Below are 17,130 nucleotides of genomic sequence, written 5' to 3'. Positions count from 1 at the left end.
GGTCACCACACCTTCGGCAGGACGCGCGGCGTGCCCGCGGCGTACTGCGCATAGCCGGGAACGTCCGAGAGCGCGCTCTCCTCCACCCGGATCCGCCAGCCCACGGCGGCGCCCAGCAGGAGCAGCGCCGCCGCGCTCGCGGGGCCGGGGAAGAAGCACGTGAAGCCGACGTGCGCGAGCAGCATCCCCGCGTAGGCCGGATGCCGGACGATCCCGTAGAGCCCGCCCGTGACCACCCGATGGCCGTCCTGGCGCATCACGTGATGGGAGTAGAACCGCCCGAGCGCGCGGATCGCCGCCTGCCGCAGCGCGACGCCGGCGGCGAAGGCGGCGGACGGGACGAGCAGCCACGGCGACCAGCGCTCCCACGGCAGGGGCCCGAACGAGGCCGCCGCGACCAGCAGGAGGCGCGCCAGACCGTACGGGAGCAGCGTCCGCGCGTCGGACGGCGGGGCGGCGGCGCGGCGGAACGTCACCGGGACCTCCAGCAGGAGCCAGCCCAGGTAGCCCGCCAGCAGGCACGCCGCGTGCGCCTCGGCCCCACCGTCCCGTCCCGCGTGCAGGACGATGCCGGCGACCGCCGTGCCCGCCCCGGCGAGGAAAAGCAGGCGAGGCGCGAGCGTCAGGAGCCTCATGGCGCCGCTCACCGCGCCCTGGCGCGCTCGTACTGCTCGGGATCCACCGCGTACGCCTCGTACGCGAGCGACCCGAGACAGGCACCGGTCGCGGCGTCCGCCAGCGTCGCCGCGCACCGCGACCGGCGTCCCGGGACGCGGGCGACGGGCCAGCGCAGCAGCAGCGGGACGTCGCGGTCGACGCGGTAGGGGATGTCCAGCCGCAGCGCCACCCACAGCAGCGTCGTGTCCATCGGCCGGCCGTGCTCCGCGTGCTCCAGCAGGGTGGCGAACTGCCGGCCCGCCTCGACGATCTCCACGGGCGACCGGAACGCGGGCGGCGGCCCCTCCCCCGCGGGCGGCTGGAGGACGGCGGCCTCCACCACCGCCCGGCCCCGCCGCACCGGCTCGCCGACCAGGATGTTCTCCGGACGGTGCCGGTGCACGAGATCCGCGGGCGCGCTCCGGGACGGGGCCGCCGCCCCGGCGGTGCCCGTCCGCGCCGGCGGGTGCGGCGCCTCGCCGCTGAACGCGATGGAGCCGCCGCACACCTCCTCGCCGCCCTGCCGGGCGGCGACCGTCCACGCCCGGTTGTCGCCCGGCACCGGGCGGCACGAGAGCGTGGTCCCCCGGTCCAGCTCGCAGAACCGGCTGAAGCCGAGGCCGGCGACGACCCGCTCCGGGCACCGGCCGCGCGCCCGCAGCCGGTCCGCGCGAACCGCCAGGTCGAGCAGGCCGCTGAACAGCAGCATCCCCGGCACGTGGTCGAGCGGGTGGTCGAAGTAGAAGGGATCGGACTCGTCGACGACCAGCTCGCGGAATCGATCGATGACGGACCCGTTCATGCGCCACTCCCTCCATTTGCTGACCCCAAGCGCGCCGGCCCGCGCCGAAAACGGCGCCGCCGCCCTTCTCGGGAAGCGCGGATAAGCCGACCGGACGGCCGTCATCTTGCTACAGAATTGCGCGGGGCTGTACTGCACTGCCGGGCAGTCCGGGCCGCGCCCGGTTGCCGGGCCGGGCAGCCCGGCGCGGCCCGGACACGCTCCGTACAAGGCCTCCCGGGGACGAAAAGCGCATGTCAGCGTCCGCTTGCAGGACGCGGCCGGGCGGCGGGCGCGGCCGACCGCGCACGTCACCCGGCTCCGCGAAGATCGACCGCCGCGCGTTTCCGAGAGATCAGCAGCGCGTTTTTGCGCGCGAATCTCACAAGGTATATTTTCAAATTATTGAGAGTTTGACGGGATACCGACTCGGCCTGTGATGTTGCCCACAAATAATTGGCAGAATGCGGCCAGCGCGGCGGGGCGGGGGGCCGGGCCCGCCGGGGCGCCGCCCGGCGCGCCCGGCGCCGTGTTGTCAGCGGGCTGACAAACGCCGCCCCTGACGGTGAAGGCCGCTGAGTGTCGCGGATCACCCCGCCTGCCTAGGTTTGGGACGACGCGGGCCCGGGCCCGCCGAGCACGCGCGACGGAGGTGCCACCGTGACGACGGCGTACGACGACACGCGCCCCGGATCACCGGCCATCGAAAGCCTCACGGACGAGCCGTGGCGCGACGTCCCGGCGGAGGAGGCGCGGTGGATGCGCCCCCGGCTGCCGGACCTGCTCGGCGTGATGGTCGAGGGCGTGCTGCGGCATGTGCCCGAGTACGACCGGCCGGGCCACGCGGCGTACTGGCGGGTGGCGGAGGCCGCCGTCGCGCAGGCGATGGAGCACTTCGTGCAGGTCATCGCCGACCCGGACACCTCGTGGGCGGAGGTGTACCAGGTCTTCTTCGACGTCGGGTACGGCGAGGCCGTCGAGGGCCGCAGCCTGGAGCATTTGCAGAACGCGATGCGGGTCGCGTCGCGGATCGCCTGGCGGCACCTGGCGGTCGAGGCCGAGCGGCTCGGCCGCCCGCCGGCGCTCGTCAGCCTGCTCGCCGAAGCGAACTTCGCCTACCTGGACGCGCTGGCCTCCGCCGCGGCGCACGGCTATGCCCGCGCCCGGGAGAAGGCCGCCGGGGAACGCGAGCAGCGGCGCGGCCGGCTGCTGACCCTGCTGCTGTCGGACCCGCCGGCGCCGCCCGAGGTCGTCCGCGAGCAGTCCGCCCGCGCGGGCTGGCCGCTGCCCCGGCGGCTCGCGGTCATCGTGCTGCGGCCCCGGCCCGGCAGCGGCGGGGAGGGCCCGGCCGGGCTGCCGCCGTCCCTGCTGACCGGCCTGGACCGCGGCCGCCCCTGCCTGGTGATACCCGACCCGGACGGGCCCGGGCGCCTCGACGAGCTCGGCGCGACGCTGGCCGGGTGGACGGGCGCGATCGGCCCCGCCGTGCCGCCCGGGGAGGCCGCGACGTCGCTGACGTGGGCGCGGCGCGCCCTCGACCTGGCGCCCGCCGCGCCCGCCTCCGCCCGGGGCGCGCCCATCTCCGCCCGGGGCGCGCCCATCTCCGCCCGGGGCGCGCCCATCTCCGCCCGGGGCGCGCCCATCTCCGCCCGGGGCGGTGGGCGGCGCGCCCGGCGCGGTGGGGTCCTGGTGCGGGCCGAGGAGCATCTGCCCGGCCTGCTGCTGCGCGAGGGTGCGTCGCTCGCCGCGCTCGTGGCGGCCCGGCGCCTCGCTCCGCTGGACGAGGCCGGCCCGCGGCAGGGACTGCGGCTCGCGGTGACGTTGCTGGAATGCATGAAGCACGGATTCAACGCCACCGGCGCCGCCGAAGTCCTGTGCGTGCATCCGCAGACGGTCCGTTACCGGCTGGCGCAACTGCACCAGATGTTCGGTTTCGACATCGAGGACCCTGGGATCCGGCTTGAGATGATGCTGCTTCTGCACACCTGGATCCAGCGCAACGGCGGCTGATCCGCCCGCCCCGCCGCTCCCCGCGCCGGGCCCCGAAATCCGCTACGGTCGGGGTCGCCGCGTAGGCGAGGGGAAGGAAGTCACAGAACACATGGCCGAGAAGGTCATTCGGGTGGACGACATGGACGGCTCCGAAGGAGCCGATGTCGCAAAGCGAGACTTCGAAGTCTTGGGCCGCACGTTCACCATCGACTTGAGCGATGACAACTACAAGCGGCTGAACGAGATGCTGGACGCCCTCGCGCCCTTCATCGAGAACGCCGCGGAGGTGAAGCCCGCGGGGAAGGGCCGCAAGTCCCGCGTCGCGAAGATCAAGGGCTACACGAACGGCGATGTCCGCGACTGGGCATTGCGTCAGGACATCGAAGTCTCCGAACGTGGCAAGATATCGGATGAGGTCTATGCTGCATTCATCGAGGCACATCCGGACGCCAAGCCGGACGCATAGCTAGAGGGAGTCCCCGCATGGCACAGAAGGTCGAAGTCCTTCTCGTCGACGACATCGACGGTGGAGAGGCCGACGAGACCGTCAGCTTTTCCATCGATGGCACGTCATATGAGATCGACCTGAGCAAGAAGAACGCCGCCAAGCTGCGCAGCGGCCTTGAGCCGTTCGTGGCGAGCGCGCGCAAGGCGCGCAAGACCCCCGGCAGGGGTGGTCGCGGGACGCGTACCGCGGGCAGCCGCGAGCGCTCCGCCGAGATTCGCGAGTGGGCGAAGAGCCGGGGCATCAAGGTCAATGAGCGGGGCCGTATCCCCGCCAATGTGATCGAGCAGTACGAGGCCGCGCACTAGCGGCGCGCGCCGCGCGGCCGGCGGCGTTCCGGCGCGACAGCGAGGGGCCGGGGTGAGAATTCGCATCACCCCGGCCTCTTGCGTGCGCAAACGTGCGCAACGGGCAAATCGCCCTCATTCTCGGGGTGAATGCCGGGAATGGAGCGCCCGCGCAATAGGCGGGCACGGGCGTGATAGAGGCCCCACGGGGCGCGGCTCACACGGGCGGCAGGTCCAGTTCCCGTCCCGCGCGCACTGCGCCGGCGACGCGCTCGCGCAGTGCCTTCTCGGCCCGCCGGGCGTCCTCGGCCATTCCGCGGATCTCCTCGCCGGCCATCTCGTCCCCCACGGTGCTCGCCAGCAGGTCCCGGTAGCGGGCGTTCTGCTCGGGCAGGCCCTGCAGGACGCGCGCCTCGTGGTAGGCGTCGTCGGCCTCGCCGGCCCGCCGCGCGTACGCCTCCAGCGCCTCGATCCGGCCGCTGACCGAGCGGACCGAGAGCGCCAGCGCGCGGTCCTGCGGCTCCAGGAGGGCCCGGACGTCCGCCGACAGCCGCTCGGGCTGCTGGGCGAGGCGCTCCCGGCGCAGCCGCGTGTGGGTCGCGAGGGCCTCCGCGATGGCCCACTCCTGGCGGGGCAGGACGACCGCGTTGTTGATGTCGTCCAGCAGCCCGGCGCCGTGCGCCTGCGACCCGAGGACGGCGTCGACGGCCCGCTGCGCGCGGACGAGGAGCCGGGCGGCGGGCCGGTCGAAGTCGCCGGGCAGCAGGTAGCGGCCGTGGTTCTCGCGGGCGGCGCGGGCGGCGGCCGGCTCGCCCGCGTGGCGCAGCGCGCCGAGGGCCCAGCCGGCGAAGCTCGCGGCGGTGAGGACGACCGCGGCCTCGATCTGGCCGAGCAGGAGCAGCAGGATCTGCAGGGCCGGGGTGAGCATCATCGCGAGGACGGGCAGCCTCCCCCACCGGCTCGCCTCGCCCACCAGGGTGTCCTCGTCCAGCGAGGCGACGAAGCAGACCCGCAGCCACCCTCCGGGCAGCACCCCGTAGAACATCGCGAACGCCGGGATCCACACCAGCCGCGCCACCACCGTGGCCGCGCGCAGCCGCGGTGGCGGCGGCGCGGGCATGCAGGCGGGGACGAGCCGCTCGGACGATCCGGCCAGCAGCGCCCGGTCTCCGCCGCCGATGGCCGGATCGAACACCGGACGGGGACGGTCCTGCTCGTTCATCGCCACTCCCCACCGCGTCTCGGAGCCTGGCTCCGGCGCCGCACCCGCGGCGCCCCGCTAGTCCTGGAGTTCCGCCCACACCTGCCGGTCGCGCTCGGCCGTCCAGATGCGGGGTCGCTCGACGCCGTCCATCTCGTCCCAGAGGCGGGAGACGTCGAACGGCAGGCAGTGCTCGAAGATCGGCCAGTGCCCGTACCCGGGGGCGAGCGCCTTGTGCACGGCCTCGAAGGCGTCCTTGAGGGTGCCGCCGTCCCGGCGGACCCGGCCCACCTCGTCGATCATGGTGGTCAGGAAGGCGCGGGTCTGCGCGACCGCGGCGTGCGCGGCGTCCCGGCCGTGCGCGACGGCGCCGCGCCCGCCGACGAGCGTCTCGGCGCCGAAGGAGCCGACGTGGTCGAGCGTGCCGGACGCCCATTCGCGGTGGAACGCGTCCCCGGTGTAGAGCGCGGCCTGCGTCTCCACGAGGTCGCCGGCGAACAGGATCCGGTGCCGGGGCAGCCACGCGACGATGTCGCCCTCGGTGTGGCCGCGGCCGCAGTAGGCGAGGTCGAGGTCGCCGCGGTCTCCGCCGAGGTCGATGGTCAGGGTGCCGGAGAACGTCACGGTCGGCCAGGTGAGCCCGGGGATGCCGTCCGGGTCCTTGAAGAGCCGGGGCATCCTGCCGTACTCCGACTCCCAGTCCTGTGCGCCGCGCTCGGCGATCAGCGCGCGGGTCAGGTCGTGCGCGATGACCACCGGGGCGCCGAACGCGCTCGCCCCGAGCGTGCGGACGGCGTGGTAGTGCGACAGGACCAGGTACCGGACGGGCTTGTCGGTGTGCTCGCGCAGGACGGCGAGCCAGTCGCGGGCCGCCGCCGGGGTGGCGAGGGCCTCGAAGCAGACGACGAAGTCCTCGCCCTCCACGGCGCCGACGTTCGGGTCCCCCTCGGCCGTGAGCGCGTACACCCCGTCGGCCAGGACCTCAAGCGTCTGCGTCTTGTCGCCCAGATCTGCGGACGACGCGAACGGTCTGGGCATCGGTGCCCCCTCGCACTCGTGGCCGCGGGTCTTCCCGTGCACAGATTTTCATTCCACGCATAGCGGGTGATAACCGTCCCGGCCGCCGGGTGGGGAGGACGCCGCCCGCGGGGTAGGAGGGATCTTGAACGCGCCGCGCGGAAGGAGGGGCCCGGGTGAACGCCGCGCTCGGACTGCTGGCCGTCCTCGTGCTGACCGCCGCGACCGGTTACTTCGTGGCGCAGGAGTTCGCCTTCGTCACCGCGGACCGCCCCGCCCTGGCCCAGCGCGCGGCGGAGGGCGACCGCGCCTCGGCCCGCGCCCTGAAGGTGATGGGCCGGCTGTCGTTCATGCTGTCCGGCGCGCAGCTCGGCATCACGGTCACCGCGCTGGTGGTCGGGTTCATCGCCAAGCCGGCGCTCGCCGACCTGATCGACCCGGTGCTGCGCGCGGGCGGGGTGCCGGACGCGGCGTCCGGCGGCGTGGCGGTGGCGCTCGGGTTCGCGCTCGCGACGGTGGTCCAGATGGTGATGGGCGAGCTGTTTCCGAAGAACCTGGCGCTGGCGCGGGCCGAGCCGCTCGCGCGGGCGCTCGCCGCGTCCACGCTCGGCTACCTCGCGATGGCGGGGCCGCTGATCCGGCTGTTCGACGCGTCGGCGAACCGGCTCGTCCGTGCGGTGGGCATCGAACCGGTGGAGGAGCTGCGGCACGGCGCGACGCTGGAGGAGCTCGGGCACATGATCGGCGAGTCCGGCGAGCAGTTCCAGGAGGGCCACGCCGACCTGCTGGAGCGCGCCCTGGTCTTCTCCGAGCGGGACGCCGAGGCGGTCATGGTGCCCCGCGTCGACGTGGTGAGCGTGGCCGCGACCGCGGACGCCGCCGGGCTGAGCGAGATCATCGCGGCCAGCGGGCACACCCGCTACCCCGTCCTCGGCGAGGGCGTCGACGACGTCGTCGGGGTCGTCGGGCTGGAGGAGCTGGTGAGGCTCGGGCCGGACGAGGCGGCGCGGACCGCGGTCGGCGCGATCGCCCGGCCGCCGCTCCTGCTGCCCTCGACGCTGCCGCTGCCGGACGTCGTGCTGCGCCTGCGGGGCGCCGCCGAGCCGCTGGCGTGCGTGGTGGACGAGTACGGCGGGTTCGCCGGCATTCTCACCTGGGAGGACGTCGCCGAGGAACTGGTCGGGGAGATCGCGGACGAGAACGAACCCGACGACGACCTGGCGATCCGCACCGGCGAGTGGTGGACGACGGACGCGGGCCTGCGGATCGACGAGGTCGCCCACGAGACCGGGATCGCGCTGCCGGAGGGCGACTACGAGACGGTCGCCGGGCTGCTGATGCGGCGGCTCGGCCGGATCGCGCGGCCGGGCGACGTCGTCCGGGTGGAGCTGCCGCGCGAGCGGCTGGACGAGCCGGCCCGCACCGCCGTGGTGGAGGTGCTGACGATCAACCGGCACGTGCCCGAGCTGATCCGCGTCCGCGCCGTGGAGGAGGACCGGTGAACCTCGCGCTGGGCGCTCCCGTCACGCTGGCGCTGCTGGCGGCCAACGGGTTCTTCGTCGCCACCGAGTTCGCGCTCGTCGCGGCGCGGCGGCCCCGGCTGGAGCGGGCCGCGGCGCGGGGCTCGCGGGCCGCCCGCGCGGCGGTCGCCGGGATCGACGAGCTGTCGCTGACCCTCGCGGGCGCCCAGCTCGGCATCACCATGTGCTCGCTCGGTCTCGGCCTGGTGTCCGAGCCGGTGTTCGCGGAGACGCTGACGCCGCCGTTCCACGCCGCGGGGCTGCCGGAGGGGGCGGCGCACGCGGTCGCCTTCGTGCTGGCGCTGGCGCTGGTGACGTTCCTGCACATGGTCGTCGGCGAGATGGCGCCGAAGTCGTGGGCGATCGCGGGGCCGGAGCGCTCGGCGACCGTCCTCGGCCTGCCGTTCCGCGCGTTCACGACCGTCGCCCGCCCGGCCCTGGCCGCGCTGAACGGCACGACGAACCTGCTGCTGCGGGCGGGGGGCGTCCGGCCGGCCGACTCGCGGGAGGTGTCGCGCACCCCCGAGCAGCTGCGCAGCATCGCGCAGGAGTCGCGGCGGCTCGGTCTGATCGGGGAGACCGAGCTGACGCTGCTCACCACCGCGCTGGACGCGCCGCGCGCCCCGCTCGCCGGCCTGGTCGTCCCCGTCTCGGGGATCGTGTCGGTCCCGCCGGAGGCGTCCCCGCAGGAGATCGTGGACGTCGCCGCGGAGACCGGCCACACCCGGTTGATGGTGCGGGGCGCCGGCGCCCGGGGCCAGGCGGCGCGCATGGTGCACGTCCGCGACGCCTACGTGGCACGGGCGCGGGGCCGGTCGACCCCGGCCGGGGAGCTGGCGCACCCGGTGCCGGCGCTGCCGGTCGGGACCCCGGTCGGCGAGGCGGTCGCGACCCTGAAGGCGAACCACAGCCACCTCGGCCTCGCCATCGCCCCCGACGGCCGCATCGCCGGCCTGGTCAGCCTGGACGACCTCCTGACCACGCTGCTGGCGGTCCGCTGACGCACCTTGCCGTCAACGTTGGTTGACATAGGAGCGGTGTCAACCTACATTGACGGCCATGAGCGATGGAGTGACGCTCGCCCAGGAGGCGAGCAGCCGGGACCCCGCGGTGGGCCTGCGGGCCGTGCGGGCCCTGCGCGAGCTGGCCGAGCGGCTGGAGGCGCTGCAGGTCCAGAGCGCCCGCGACCAGGGCTGGTCCTGGCAGGAGATCGCGGTCTGCCTCGGCGTGAGCCGGCAGGCCGTGCACAAGAAGCACGGCGGCGGCCGCCGCCTCCCCCTCGGGAAAACACAGAAGGAGTCGTAGCGAGATGTTCGAGCGTTTCACCGAGGATGCGCGCGCGGCCGTCAAAGGCGCGCAGGCGGAGGCGAGGGCGCTGCGCGACCACCACATCGGCACCGAGCACGTCCTGCTCTCCCTCACCACCGCCGACCACGCCGTGGGGCAGGTCCTGCGCGAGCACGGGCTGGACCCGGACGCCCTGCGGACCCGGATCGCCGAGGTCAACCGGACCGGCGGGGACGTCCTCGACCCCGACGCCCTGCGGAGCATCGGCATCGACCTCGACGCCGTCCGGGAGGCCACCGAGCAGAGCTTCGGCGAGGGCGCCCTCGACGTGCCCGCCGGGAAGCTCGACCGGTACCGGCGGGGGCACATCCCGTTCACACCGAAGGCGAAGAAGGCGCTGGAACTGAGCCTGCGGCACGCGATCCGGCTCAAGCAGAAGAGCATCCGCAGCGGGCACATCCTGCTCGGCCTCCTCCACGACGACGACTTCCTGTCCGCACGGCTCGCCACGGAGGCGGGCGTGGACGTCGCGGCGCTGCGCGCCCGGGTCGAACGGCTGCTCGGCGCCGAAGCGGCGTGACCGCGCCGGTGTGGTGGTGATGTGATTACGTGGGGACATGCCCGAACCGCTGAATTCGCTGCGCCGCCTCGTCCCCGCCGACCGGATCGTCACCGACCCCGACGTGATCGCCTCCTACGCGCACGACGAGGCGGAGTGGGCGCCCTACGGGGCGCCCGCGGCGCTCGTCCGGGCCGGGTCGACCGAGGACGTGCGGGCGGTGGTCGCCGTGTGCGCGGAGCAGGGCGTGCCGATCGTCCCGCGCGGCGCGGGCACCGGGCTGTCGGGCGGCGCGAACGCGCTGGACGGCTGCGTGCTGCTGTCCCTGGAGGCGATGAACGAGATCGTCGAGATCGACGCCGCCGAGCGGCTCGCGGTCGTCCAGCCGGGGGTGGTCAACGACGCCCTCCGGCTGGCCTGCGCCGAGCGGGGACTCTGGTACCCGCCCGACCCGGCGAGCGCGCCCTGGTCGACGATCGGCGGGAACGTCGCCACCAACGCGGGCGGCCTGTGCTGCGTCAAGTACGGCGTGACCCGCGACTACGTCCTCGCGCTGGAGGCGGTCGTGGGACGCGGCGAGGTGGTCCGGCTCGGCCGCCGGACGGCCAAGGGCGTCGCCGGGTACGACCTGTGCGGGCTCATGGTCGGGTCCGAGGGCACCCTCGGCGTGATCACCGAGGTCACCGTGCGGCTGCGCGGCGCCCGCGCCCCCGAGCACACCATCGTCGGGTACTTCGACACCCTCCAGGCCGCGGGCGAGGCCGTCGCCAGGGTCACCGCGGCCGGGATCGTCCCGAGCGCGCTGGAGCTGATCGACCGGCACTGCCTCCAGGCGGTCGACGCGTGGCGCAACATGGGCCTGTCCGCGGACGCGGACGTCCTGCTCCTCGGCCGCACCGACCTGCCCGGCGAGTCCGGGGACGCGGAGGCCGACGCGATGGCGCGGCTGTTCAAGGAGGCGGGCGCGACCTGGAGCGCCCGGTCGTCCGACGAGGCCGAGGCGGACGCGCTGTTCGCCGCGCGCCGGCTCGCCTACCCGGCGCTCGAACGGCTCGGCCCCGTCCTGACCGAGGACGTGTGCGTGCCGCGCGGGCTCGTCCCGGAGATGCTGACCCGCATCGAGGCCGCCGCCGCGGACACCGGCATTCACATCGCCAACATCGCCCACGCCGGCGACGGCAACCTGCATCCGCTGATCATCGCGCCGGCCGGGGACGACGGCGCCCGCGTCCGGGCCCAGCGCGCCTTCGACCGCATCGTCGCCGACGCGATCGCCCTCGGCGGCACCGTCACCGGCGAGCACGGCGTCGGCCTGCTCAAGCGGCGCGGCCTGCACGACGAACTGGACCCGGCCGTGATCGCCATGCACCACGCGGTGAAGGACGCGCTCGACCCGGCGGGCGTGTTCAACCCGGGCAAGGTCTTCGGGACGCCCTGACCCGGTCAGCCCCGGGCGGCCTCCCAGCCCTGGACGAGCTCGGCGGTGTGGTCGCCGACGAGGCCCACCTGGAGGCTGTCCCCGTCCAGCTCGACCTGCACGCCGACCGGCCGCAGGTCCGGGACGCGCCCGGAGAACAGCGCGTCGCGCTCGGCCATCTCCTCGTACCGGCCGGGCCGCCACCAGTACACCTGCGCGGTGATCGGCTTCTCGCCCGACCCGGCGAACCTGGCCGCGACGTCCTGCATGGTCTTCAGCGCGAGGACCAGGTGCGTCTCGGTTCCGATCTCGTGGACCGTCACGTATTCCGGCAGCGGGAACGCCACCAGCGCCCCGAACGGCAGCGGGCCGGGGAAGTGGCGCCGCAGGACCTGCGCGTGCGCGCCGATGTAGCGGTGCTGCTCCCCGATGTTGGACATCTTCACCCCGTCCAGGTCGTTGCCCTGGACGTAGTGGGGCTCCCGCTCGATCGACTGCGCCAGCGCGTGCCCGAACGCCGCGTCCTCGGCGAGCCCGCCGAGGTCCGCGCGGTTCAGCGGCACGATCGAGTCCGGGTAGTCGACCACGACGGCCTGGAGCAGGCCGGGCGCGAACGGCCGGGTCACGAGGGCGGCCTGCATCCGCTCGTCGAGGGCGTCCTCCGGGTAGAGGCGGACGCGCAGGCTCGCGGTGTCGAGCCCCCCGCCAGAGGGGGCGGGGGGCGTCTGCCGCTCCAGCGCCTGGACCGCCTGGTCGGCGTACTGGGCCGCGACGCCGGGCAGCGCGGACCGCGGGTTGCGCCCGGCGTGCTGCCGCCACTGCGCGATGTCCGCCTGCGCGCGGTTGCCGTCCTTGAGCGTCACGACGACGGTGTCCGGAGCCGCCAGCTCCGCCCGGTAGCCGCGCTGCGCGAAGGCGTCTATGAGTGCCATGCCGATGATGTCGTGTTGGCTGGGGTTCATGGTTATGTACGACTCCCCGGGCGGCCGGTGAGTTCCCGTCACCTCCCGAAGGCCTCCGTTCACCTTCCGAAGGCCTCCGTGAGCGCTGCGACGCACGCGGACCTGCGGAAGGAATCGGCCGGGTACCTCCGCCGGCACTCGGCGGCGATCCACGACGGGGCCTTCGGCCGGACGGCGCGCGGCGTGCGCGTCGCGGCCGGGCGGGGCGGGCGCGCGGGCCGGCCCTTCTCGCTCGGCGGAGGCACGGCGTGCGTCCGGCGCGGGACCCTCCGCGGACCCTGGGGACGGTCGGCGGACGACCGTGCATGCGGTTCCGCCGCGGTCCGCCCGGTGCGGGACGAGACGGGTGAGGGCCGGGCGGACGCGGCCGGAGCGGACGCCTCCGGGGTGGCGGCGCCCGGCGTCACCGAGCGATCCGGGACCGCGCGGCGCGGGGCCGTTCGCGCCGTCCCGTCATCGACGGCCAGGAACAGGCCGGCGCCCACGACGAGCGCGGCGGCGGCGACCGCCATGCGGGGCGGGCGGCGGGCGGGCGGGCTCGGTTCGGCGCGGGTGAACCCGGCGGGCGGGAGGCTGGGGGAAAGGCGCACCCACCGATCGTCACGCTGAGCGCAGGCCCGGACACGCGGAACCGGGCGACCGTTGTCACCTCGATACACCGGCGGCCGTCACCGCCCGGCGAGCAGCTCCACCACCGGCGCGAACTCCTCGACGAACGCGGAGGAGACCGACACGTACGACACGCCCAGCTCGTCGCGGCGGCGGGCGAGCGTGTCCGCCATCTCGCGGGGCGTCCCGGACAGCTTCGCGATCACGTCCGACGTCGCCATGGCGGCGAGGTCCACCTTCATCTGGCGGCCCAGCCACTCGGGCACGTCGTCGCCCACCACATGGACCTGCGTGCACAGCTCCAGGTCGTCGAACCGGTCCTCCGCCGCCTTGCGGACGATGTCCACGTACCCGGCGAGCTCGGCGTCGCCGGTCATCGGCGGGACGCCGAACGCCACCGTGTCCGCGCGCCGCGCCGCCAGCCCCAGCATCCGGGGCCGGGACGCCGCGACGACCACGCGCGGCGGGCGTCCCGTCCCCGCGAACAGCCCCTCGGGCGGGTTCGCGACCGCGTCCAGCGCCGCCTCCACCCGGGCGATCCGCTCGGCGCCCGACCCGTAGGGGACGCCGAAGAGCGCAGCGTCGTCCTCCCCGCCGGGCCGTCCCGCGCCGATCCCGAGCTCGAACCGGTCGCCGGTGGCGAGCGCCATCGAGGCCGCCTCCCACGCGATCATGTGCGGCGTCCGGGTCGCCGCGGAGAGCACGAACGTGCCGACCCGCAGCGTCGTCGTGGCGCCCGCCGCCGCGGCGAGCATCGCCGCCGGCATGGCCGTGCCGGACGTGTCGGGGGTCAGCAACGTCGCGTACCCGAGCTCCTCCGCCCGGCGCGCCTGCGCCGCCCAGTCGGCGGCGCTGCGCGCCCACCCCGCCATCACCGCGAACCTGAATCGCCGATCGGCCATCGTCCCGCCTCCCGTTCACCTCGGATGCCTCTATTTGAGTGAGTACTCACTCATTTGTCAAGGGCACTCGGCCGCCGAGGCGCCGCCGAGGCGACGTCCTAGCCGGCCGGAGTGACGGTGAAACGGCGCAGGGCGAGCGCCGGGTTCTTCTGCCGGACGGCGCCCACGCGCTCGGGCGAGACCTCGCCCGACGCGATCCCCGTGCCCTCCCCGAGGGAGGCGGTGACCACGCCCATCGGGTCGACGATCATGCTGTTGCCGGCGCCGGTCGGGGCGCACTGGTCGGCCGCCGCCACGTAGATCGTGTTCTCGATCGCGCGGGCCCGCACCAGCGTCCGCCAGTGGTCCTCCTTGAGCGGGCCCGGCACCCACTCGGCGGGCACCGCGACGACGTCGGCCCCGGCGTCCACGATCCGGCGCGTCACCTCCGGGAACCGCACGTCGTAGCAGGTCTGCATGCCGAACGTCACGCCGTCCACCGTGAAGGTCTCCGGCTCGCCGATGGCGCCGTGCCGGACCAGCGACGACTCCTCGTACCCGAACGCGTCGTAGAGGTGGATCTTGCGGTACTCGGCGACGACGCCGCCCGGCCCGAGGGCGACGAGCGTGTTGGAGATGCGCTCCGGGTCGTCCAGGCGCTCGTTGACCCCGGCCACCAGGTGGACGCCGTGCCGGCGCGCCAGGTCGCCGAGGCCGGTCACGAACGGGCCGTCCAGCGGCTCGGCGGAGTCCAGGAACCGCCGGTCCATCTTCGGCGCGGTGAACATCGCGAACTCGGGGAACACGACGACCTTCGCGCCGCGCCCGGCCGCCTCACCGGCCAGCTTGCCGATCGCCGCCAGGTTCTCGTCCTTGCCCTCGCCCGGCGCGAACTGCGCCACCGCGACCTGCACCATCTCGGCCTCCCTACATCCGGTCGACGCCGGTCACCCGGACGACGGCCTCGCCCTCCTGATCCGAACCCGCGAGGTCGACCTCGGCGCTGATGCCCCAGTCGTGATGGCCCTCGGGGTCGTCGAACACCTGCCGGACCCGCCACAGGGCGTCCTCCGGCACCTCCTCGATCTGCAGCAGCTTCGGCCCGCGCGCGTCCGGCCCGGTGAGCAGCTCGTCGTGCTCCTCGAAGTAGTCGTCCATGGCGTCCGCCCACGCGTCGGCGCCGAAGTCGGGATCCAGCGCGCCGAGCTCGGCGTAGCGCTCCAGCGCCGCCAGTTCCACCCGCCGGAACATCGCGTTGCGCACCAGCACCCGGAACGCCCGCGCGTTCGCGGTCACCTTCGTGACCCGCTCCTCGATCGGCTCGTCCAGGTCCTCCTCGGCGGGGTTGGCGAGCTGCTCCCACTCGTCCAGCAGGCTGGAGTCGACCTGCCGGACCAGCTCGCCCAGCCACTCGATCAGGTCGATCAGGTCATCGGTCTTGATCGACTCCGGGACTGTCTGCTGCAGCGCCTTGTAGGCCCCCGACAGGTACCGCAGGACGAGCCCCTCGGTCCGCGCCAGCTCGTAGTACGCGATGTACTCGGTGAACGTCATCGCGCGCTCGTACATGTCGCGCACGACCGACTTCGGCCGCAGCGGATGGTCGCCGACCCACGGGTGCCCGGCCCGGTAGATCTCGTACGCGGCGTCGAGCTCGTCCTCCAGCGGCTTCGGGTGGTCGACGTCCTGGAGCAGCTCCATCCGCTCCTCGTACTCGATCCCCTCGGCCTTCATCTCCTGGACGGCCTCGCCGCGCGCCTTGTTGACCTGCGCGGCGAGGATCTGCCGCGGATCGTCCAGCGTCGCCTCGATCACCGACAGGACGTCCAGCGCGTACGACGGCGAGGCCGGGTCGAGCGCCTCGAACGCCGCCAGCGCGAACGTCGACAGCGCCTGGTTGAGCGCGAAGTCCTCCTGCAGGTCGACGGTGACCCGCGCGTACCGGCCGAGGTCGTCCGGCTCGGGCAGCACCTCGACCACACCGCCCGCCAGCAGCGACCGGTAGATCGCGATCGCCCGGGAGATGTGCCGGCGCCGCGCGGCCGGGTCCTCGTGGTTGTCGGTCAGCAGCCGCTTCATCGCCTGGAACGCGTTGCCGGGCCGCGCGACCACCGACAGCAGCATCGCGTGGCTGACCTGGAACCGGGACCGGAGCATCTCCGGCTCGGCGTCCTGGAGCTTCTTGAAGACCTCCTCGTCCCAGCCGACGAACCCCTCCGGCGGCTTCTTGCGCTGGACCTTCCGCCGCTTCTTCGGGTCGTCTCCCGCCTTGGCGAGTGCCTTCTCGTTCTCGACCACGTGCTCGGGCGCCTGCGCGACGACGAACCCGACCGTGTCGAACCCGGCCCGCCCGGCCCGCCCGGCGATCTGGTGGAACTCCCGCGCCCGCAGCCGCCGCACCCGGTGTCCGTCGTACTTGCTCAGCGCGGTGAACACCACCGTCCGGATCGGCACGTTGACGCCGACGCCGAGCGTGTCCGTCCCGCAGATGACCTTCAGCAGCCCGGCCTGCGCCAGCCGCTCCACCAGCCGCCGGTACTTGGGCAGCATCCCGGCGTGGTGCACCCCGATCCCGTGCCGGACGAACCGCGACAGGTTCCGCCCGAACTTCGTCGTGAACCGGAAGTTGCCGATCAGCTCGGCGATCCGGGCCTTCTCCGCCTTGGTGCACACGTTGATGCTCATCAGCGCCTGCGCCCGCTCGATCGCCGCCGCCTGCGTGAAGTGCACCAGGTACACCGGCGCCTTCTGCTCGGCCAGCAGCTCCTCGATCGTCTCGTGCAGCGGCGTCACCCGGTAGTCGTAGATCAGCGGGACCGGCCGCTCCGCCGACGTGACCAGCGCCGTCTGCCGCCCCGTCCGGCGCGTCAGGTCCTTCTGGAAGAACGAGACGTCGCCCAGGGTGGCCGACATCAGCAGGAACTGGGCCTGCGGCAGCTCCAGCAGCGGGATCTGCCAGGCCCATCCCCGCTCGGGCTCGGCGTAGAAGTGGAACTCGTCCATGACCACCACGCCGATGTCGGCGTCGGCCCCGTCCCGCAGCGCGATGTTCGCCAGCACCTCGGCCGTGCAGCAGATGATCGGCGCGTCGGCGTTCACGCTCGCGTCGCCGGTCATCATCCCGACGTTCTCGCGCCCGAACATCTCGCACAGGTCGAAGAACTTCTCCGACACCAGCGCCTTGATCGGCGCCGTGTAGAACGCGACCTGATCCCCGCCGAGCGCCGCGAACAGCGCCCCCGCCGCCACCAGGCTCTTCCCGGACCCGGTCGGCGTCGACAGGATCACGTTGGCGCCGGACACGACCTCGATGAGCGCCTCCTCCTGCGCGGGGTACAGCGTGATCCCGCGCCCCGACACCCACCGCTCGAACGCCTCGAACAGCGAATCGGCGTCAACGTCGTCTCTGGAGGGCAGCTCATCGATAAGGCTCACCCCTCCATCCTGCCCCCGAT

General features: G+C 73.9%; 17 protein-coding genes and 1 pseudogene. 9 read left to right on the top strand and 9 right to left on the bottom strand.

Features of this window, described 5'->3' with window-relative positions:
* Window positions 1–2: 2 nt before the first annotated feature.
* Both ABGB11_RS08360 and ABGB11_RS08355 read right to left on the bottom strand, forming a co-directional pair.
* A complete protein-coding gene (locus ABGB11_RS08360) occupies window positions 3–635 on the bottom strand; it encodes an isoprenylcysteine carboxylmethyltransferase family protein (protein WP_347630496.1) in 633 nt (210 codons plus the stop codon).
* Window positions 636–643: 8 nt separating this feature from the next.
* Window positions 644–1,459 carry an AfsA-related hotdog domain-containing protein gene (locus ABGB11_RS08355; RefSeq protein ID WP_347630494.1) on the bottom strand — a complete coding sequence of 272 codons (816 nt, stop codon included), beginning with the start codon at window positions 1,457–1,459 and terminating at the stop codon, window positions 644–646.
* Window positions 1,460–2,098: 639 nt separating this feature from the next.
* On the opposite strand from ABGB11_RS08355, the gene ABGB11_RS08350 reads away from it, so the two are divergent.
* From ABGB11_RS08350 to ABGB11_RS08340, 3 genes are all read left to right on the top strand, one after another.
* On the top strand, window positions 2,099–3,448 hold the full coding sequence (locus ABGB11_RS08350) for a helix-turn-helix domain-containing protein (RefSeq protein ID WP_347630493.1): 1,350 nt from the start codon (window positions 2,099–2,101) through the stop codon (window positions 3,446–3,448).
* A gap of 91 nt (window positions 3,449–3,539) precedes the next feature.
* Window positions 3,540–3,896 (top strand): Lsr2 family protein, encoded by a 357-nt coding sequence (locus ABGB11_RS08345; protein ID WP_347630491.1) that lies wholly within the window; start codon window positions 3,540–3,542, stop codon window positions 3,894–3,896.
* Window positions 3,897–3,913: 17 nt separating this feature from the next.
* Complete coding sequence (locus ABGB11_RS08340) at window positions 3,914–4,243, top strand: Lsr2 family protein (RefSeq protein ID WP_347630490.1); 330 nt, start codon at window positions 3,914–3,916, stop codon at window positions 4,241–4,243.
* Between the two features lie 196 nt (window positions 4,244–4,439).
* On the opposite strand, the gene ABGB11_RS08335 is transcribed toward ABGB11_RS08340, so the two are convergent.
* Window positions 4,440–5,444: a hypothetical protein gene (locus ABGB11_RS08335; protein WP_347630489.1), complete on the bottom strand. Its 1,005-nt coding sequence runs from the start codon at window positions 5,442–5,444 to the stop codon at window positions 4,440–4,442.
* A 57-nt stretch (window positions 5,445–5,501) separates the two neighbouring features.
* The gene (locus ABGB11_RS08330; RefSeq protein ID WP_347630488.1) at window positions 5,502–6,461 is read right to left on the bottom strand and encodes an MBL fold metallo-hydrolase; all 960 of its coding nucleotides are present in this window, start codon (window positions 6,459–6,461) and stop codon (window positions 5,502–5,504) included.
* A gap of 155 nt (window positions 6,462–6,616) precedes the next feature.
* On the opposite strand from ABGB11_RS08330, the gene ABGB11_RS08325 reads away from it, so the two are divergent.
* From ABGB11_RS08325 to ABGB11_RS08300, 6 genes and pseudogenes are all read left to right on the top strand, one after another.
* Window positions 6,617–7,942 (top strand): hemolysin family protein, encoded by a 1,326-nt coding sequence (locus tag ABGB11_RS08325; protein ID WP_347630486.1) that lies wholly within the window; start codon window positions 6,617–6,619, stop codon window positions 7,940–7,942.
* Window positions 7,939–8,961: a CNNM domain-containing protein gene (locus ABGB11_RS08320; protein WP_347630484.1), complete on the top strand. Its 1,023-nt coding sequence runs from the start codon at window positions 7,939–7,941 to the stop codon at window positions 8,959–8,961. The genes ABGB11_RS08325 and ABGB11_RS08320 overlap by 4 nt, the downstream gene beginning before the upstream one ends.
* A 58-nt stretch (window positions 8,962–9,019) precedes the next feature.
* Window positions 9,020–9,265: an RNA polymerase subunit sigma-70 gene (locus ABGB11_RS08315; RefSeq protein ID WP_347630482.1), complete on the top strand. Its 246-nt coding sequence runs from the start codon at window positions 9,020–9,022 to the stop codon at window positions 9,263–9,265.
* A 4-nt stretch (window positions 9,266–9,269) separates the two neighbouring features.
* Window positions 9,270–9,449: pseudogene (locus ABGB11_RS08310) on the top strand (Clp protease N-terminal domain-containing protein); the annotation flags it as partial.
* 126 nt (window positions 9,450–9,575) lie between these two features.
* Window positions 9,576–9,827: a Clp protease N-terminal domain-containing protein gene (locus tag ABGB11_RS08305; protein WP_347630568.1), complete on the top strand. Its 252-nt coding sequence runs from the start codon at window positions 9,576–9,578 to the stop codon at window positions 9,825–9,827.
* Window positions 9,828–9,864: 37 nt separating this feature from the next.
* Entirely contained in the window at window positions 9,865–11,244 is a 1,380-nt protein-coding gene (locus tag ABGB11_RS08300) for an FAD-linked oxidase C-terminal domain-containing protein (protein WP_347630480.1), read from the top strand.
* 5 nt (window positions 11,245–11,249) lie between these two features.
* Here the strand turns inward: ABGB11_RS08300 and ABGB11_RS08295 are convergent, their stop codons facing one another.
* The 5 genes from ABGB11_RS08295 to ABGB11_RS08275 form a co-directional block, all read right to left on the bottom strand.
* Window positions 11,250–12,185 carry a hypothetical protein gene (locus tag ABGB11_RS08295; protein ID WP_347630478.1) on the bottom strand — a complete coding sequence of 312 codons (936 nt, stop codon included), beginning with the start codon at window positions 12,183–12,185 and terminating at the stop codon, window positions 11,250–11,252.
* Between the two features lie 59 nt (window positions 12,186–12,244).
* Window positions 12,245–12,775, bottom strand: coding sequence for a hypothetical protein (locus tag ABGB11_RS08290; RefSeq protein WP_347630476.1), 531 nt, complete (start codon window positions 12,773–12,775; stop codon window positions 12,245–12,247).
* A gap of 78 nt (window positions 12,776–12,853) precedes the next feature.
* Window positions 12,854–13,696, bottom strand: a complete 843-nt coding sequence (locus ABGB11_RS08285; protein ID WP_347630474.1) for an LLM class flavin-dependent oxidoreductase — start codon at window positions 13,694–13,696, stop codon at window positions 12,854–12,856.
* 98 nt (window positions 13,697–13,794) lie between these two features.
* The gene (locus tag ABGB11_RS08280) at window positions 13,795–14,592 is read right to left on the bottom strand and encodes a carbon-nitrogen hydrolase family protein (RefSeq protein WP_347630472.1); all 798 of its coding nucleotides are present in this window, start codon (window positions 14,590–14,592) and stop codon (window positions 13,795–13,797) included.
* A gap of 10 nt (window positions 14,593–14,602) precedes the next feature.
* A complete protein-coding gene (locus ABGB11_RS08275) occupies window positions 14,603–17,110 on the bottom strand; it encodes a DUF3516 domain-containing protein (protein WP_347630470.1) in 2,508 nt (835 codons plus the stop codon).
* Window positions 17,111–17,130: the final 20 nt, after the last annotated feature.

The sequence above is a fragment of the Actinomadura sp. B10D3 genome, from assembly GCF_039871695.1.
In the GTDB taxonomy this organism is placed as follows: Bacteria; Actinomycetota; Actinomycetes; order Streptosporangiales; family Streptosporangiaceae; genus Spirillospora; species Spirillospora madurae.
The sequence above is the reverse complement of the archived record's forward strand: the minus strand, read 5'-3'. Positions and strand labels throughout refer to the sequence as shown.

Bases quoted from the DNA above. Each gene is read 5' to 3' on its own strand.
- ABGB11_RS08360 (WP_347630496.1), bottom strand. From the start codon at position 635: ATGAGGCTCCTGACGCTCGCGCCTCGCCTGCTTTTCCTCGCCGGGGCG.
- ABGB11_RS08355 (WP_347630494.1), bottom strand. From the start codon at position 1,459: ATGAACGGGTCCGTCATCGATCGATTCCGCGAGCTGGTCGTCGACGAG.
- ABGB11_RS08315 (WP_347630482.1), top strand. From the start codon at position 9,020: ATGAGCGATGGAGTGACGCTCGCCCAGGAGGCGAGCAGCCGGGACCCC.
- ABGB11_RS08300 (WP_347630480.1), top strand. From the start codon at position 9,865: ATGCCCGAACCGCTGAATTCGCTGCGCCGCCTCGTCCCCGCCGACCGG.
- ABGB11_RS08340 (WP_347630490.1), top strand. From the start codon at position 3,914: ATGGCACAGAAGGTCGAAGTCCTTCTCGTCGACGACATCGACGGTGGA.
- ABGB11_RS08335 (WP_347630489.1), bottom strand. From the start codon at position 5,444: ATGAACGAGCAGGACCGTCCCCGTCCGGTGTTCGATCCGGCCATCGGC.
- ABGB11_RS08280 (WP_347630472.1), bottom strand. From the start codon at position 14,592: ATGGTGCAGGTCGCGGTGGCGCAGTTCGCGCCGGGCGAGGGCAAGGAC.
- ABGB11_RS08330 (WP_347630488.1), bottom strand. From the start codon at position 6,461: ATGCCCAGACCGTTCGCGTCGTCCGCAGATCTGGGCGACAAGACGCAG.
- ABGB11_RS08285 (WP_347630474.1), bottom strand. From the start codon at position 13,696: ATGGCCGATCGGCGATTCAGGTTCGCGGTGATGGCGGGGTGGGCGCGC.
- ABGB11_RS08345 (WP_347630491.1), top strand. From the start codon at position 3,540: ATGGCCGAGAAGGTCATTCGGGTGGACGACATGGACGGCTCCGAAGGA.
- ABGB11_RS08295 (WP_347630478.1), bottom strand. From the start codon at position 12,185: ATGAACCCCAGCCAACACGACATCATCGGCATGGCACTCATAGACGCC.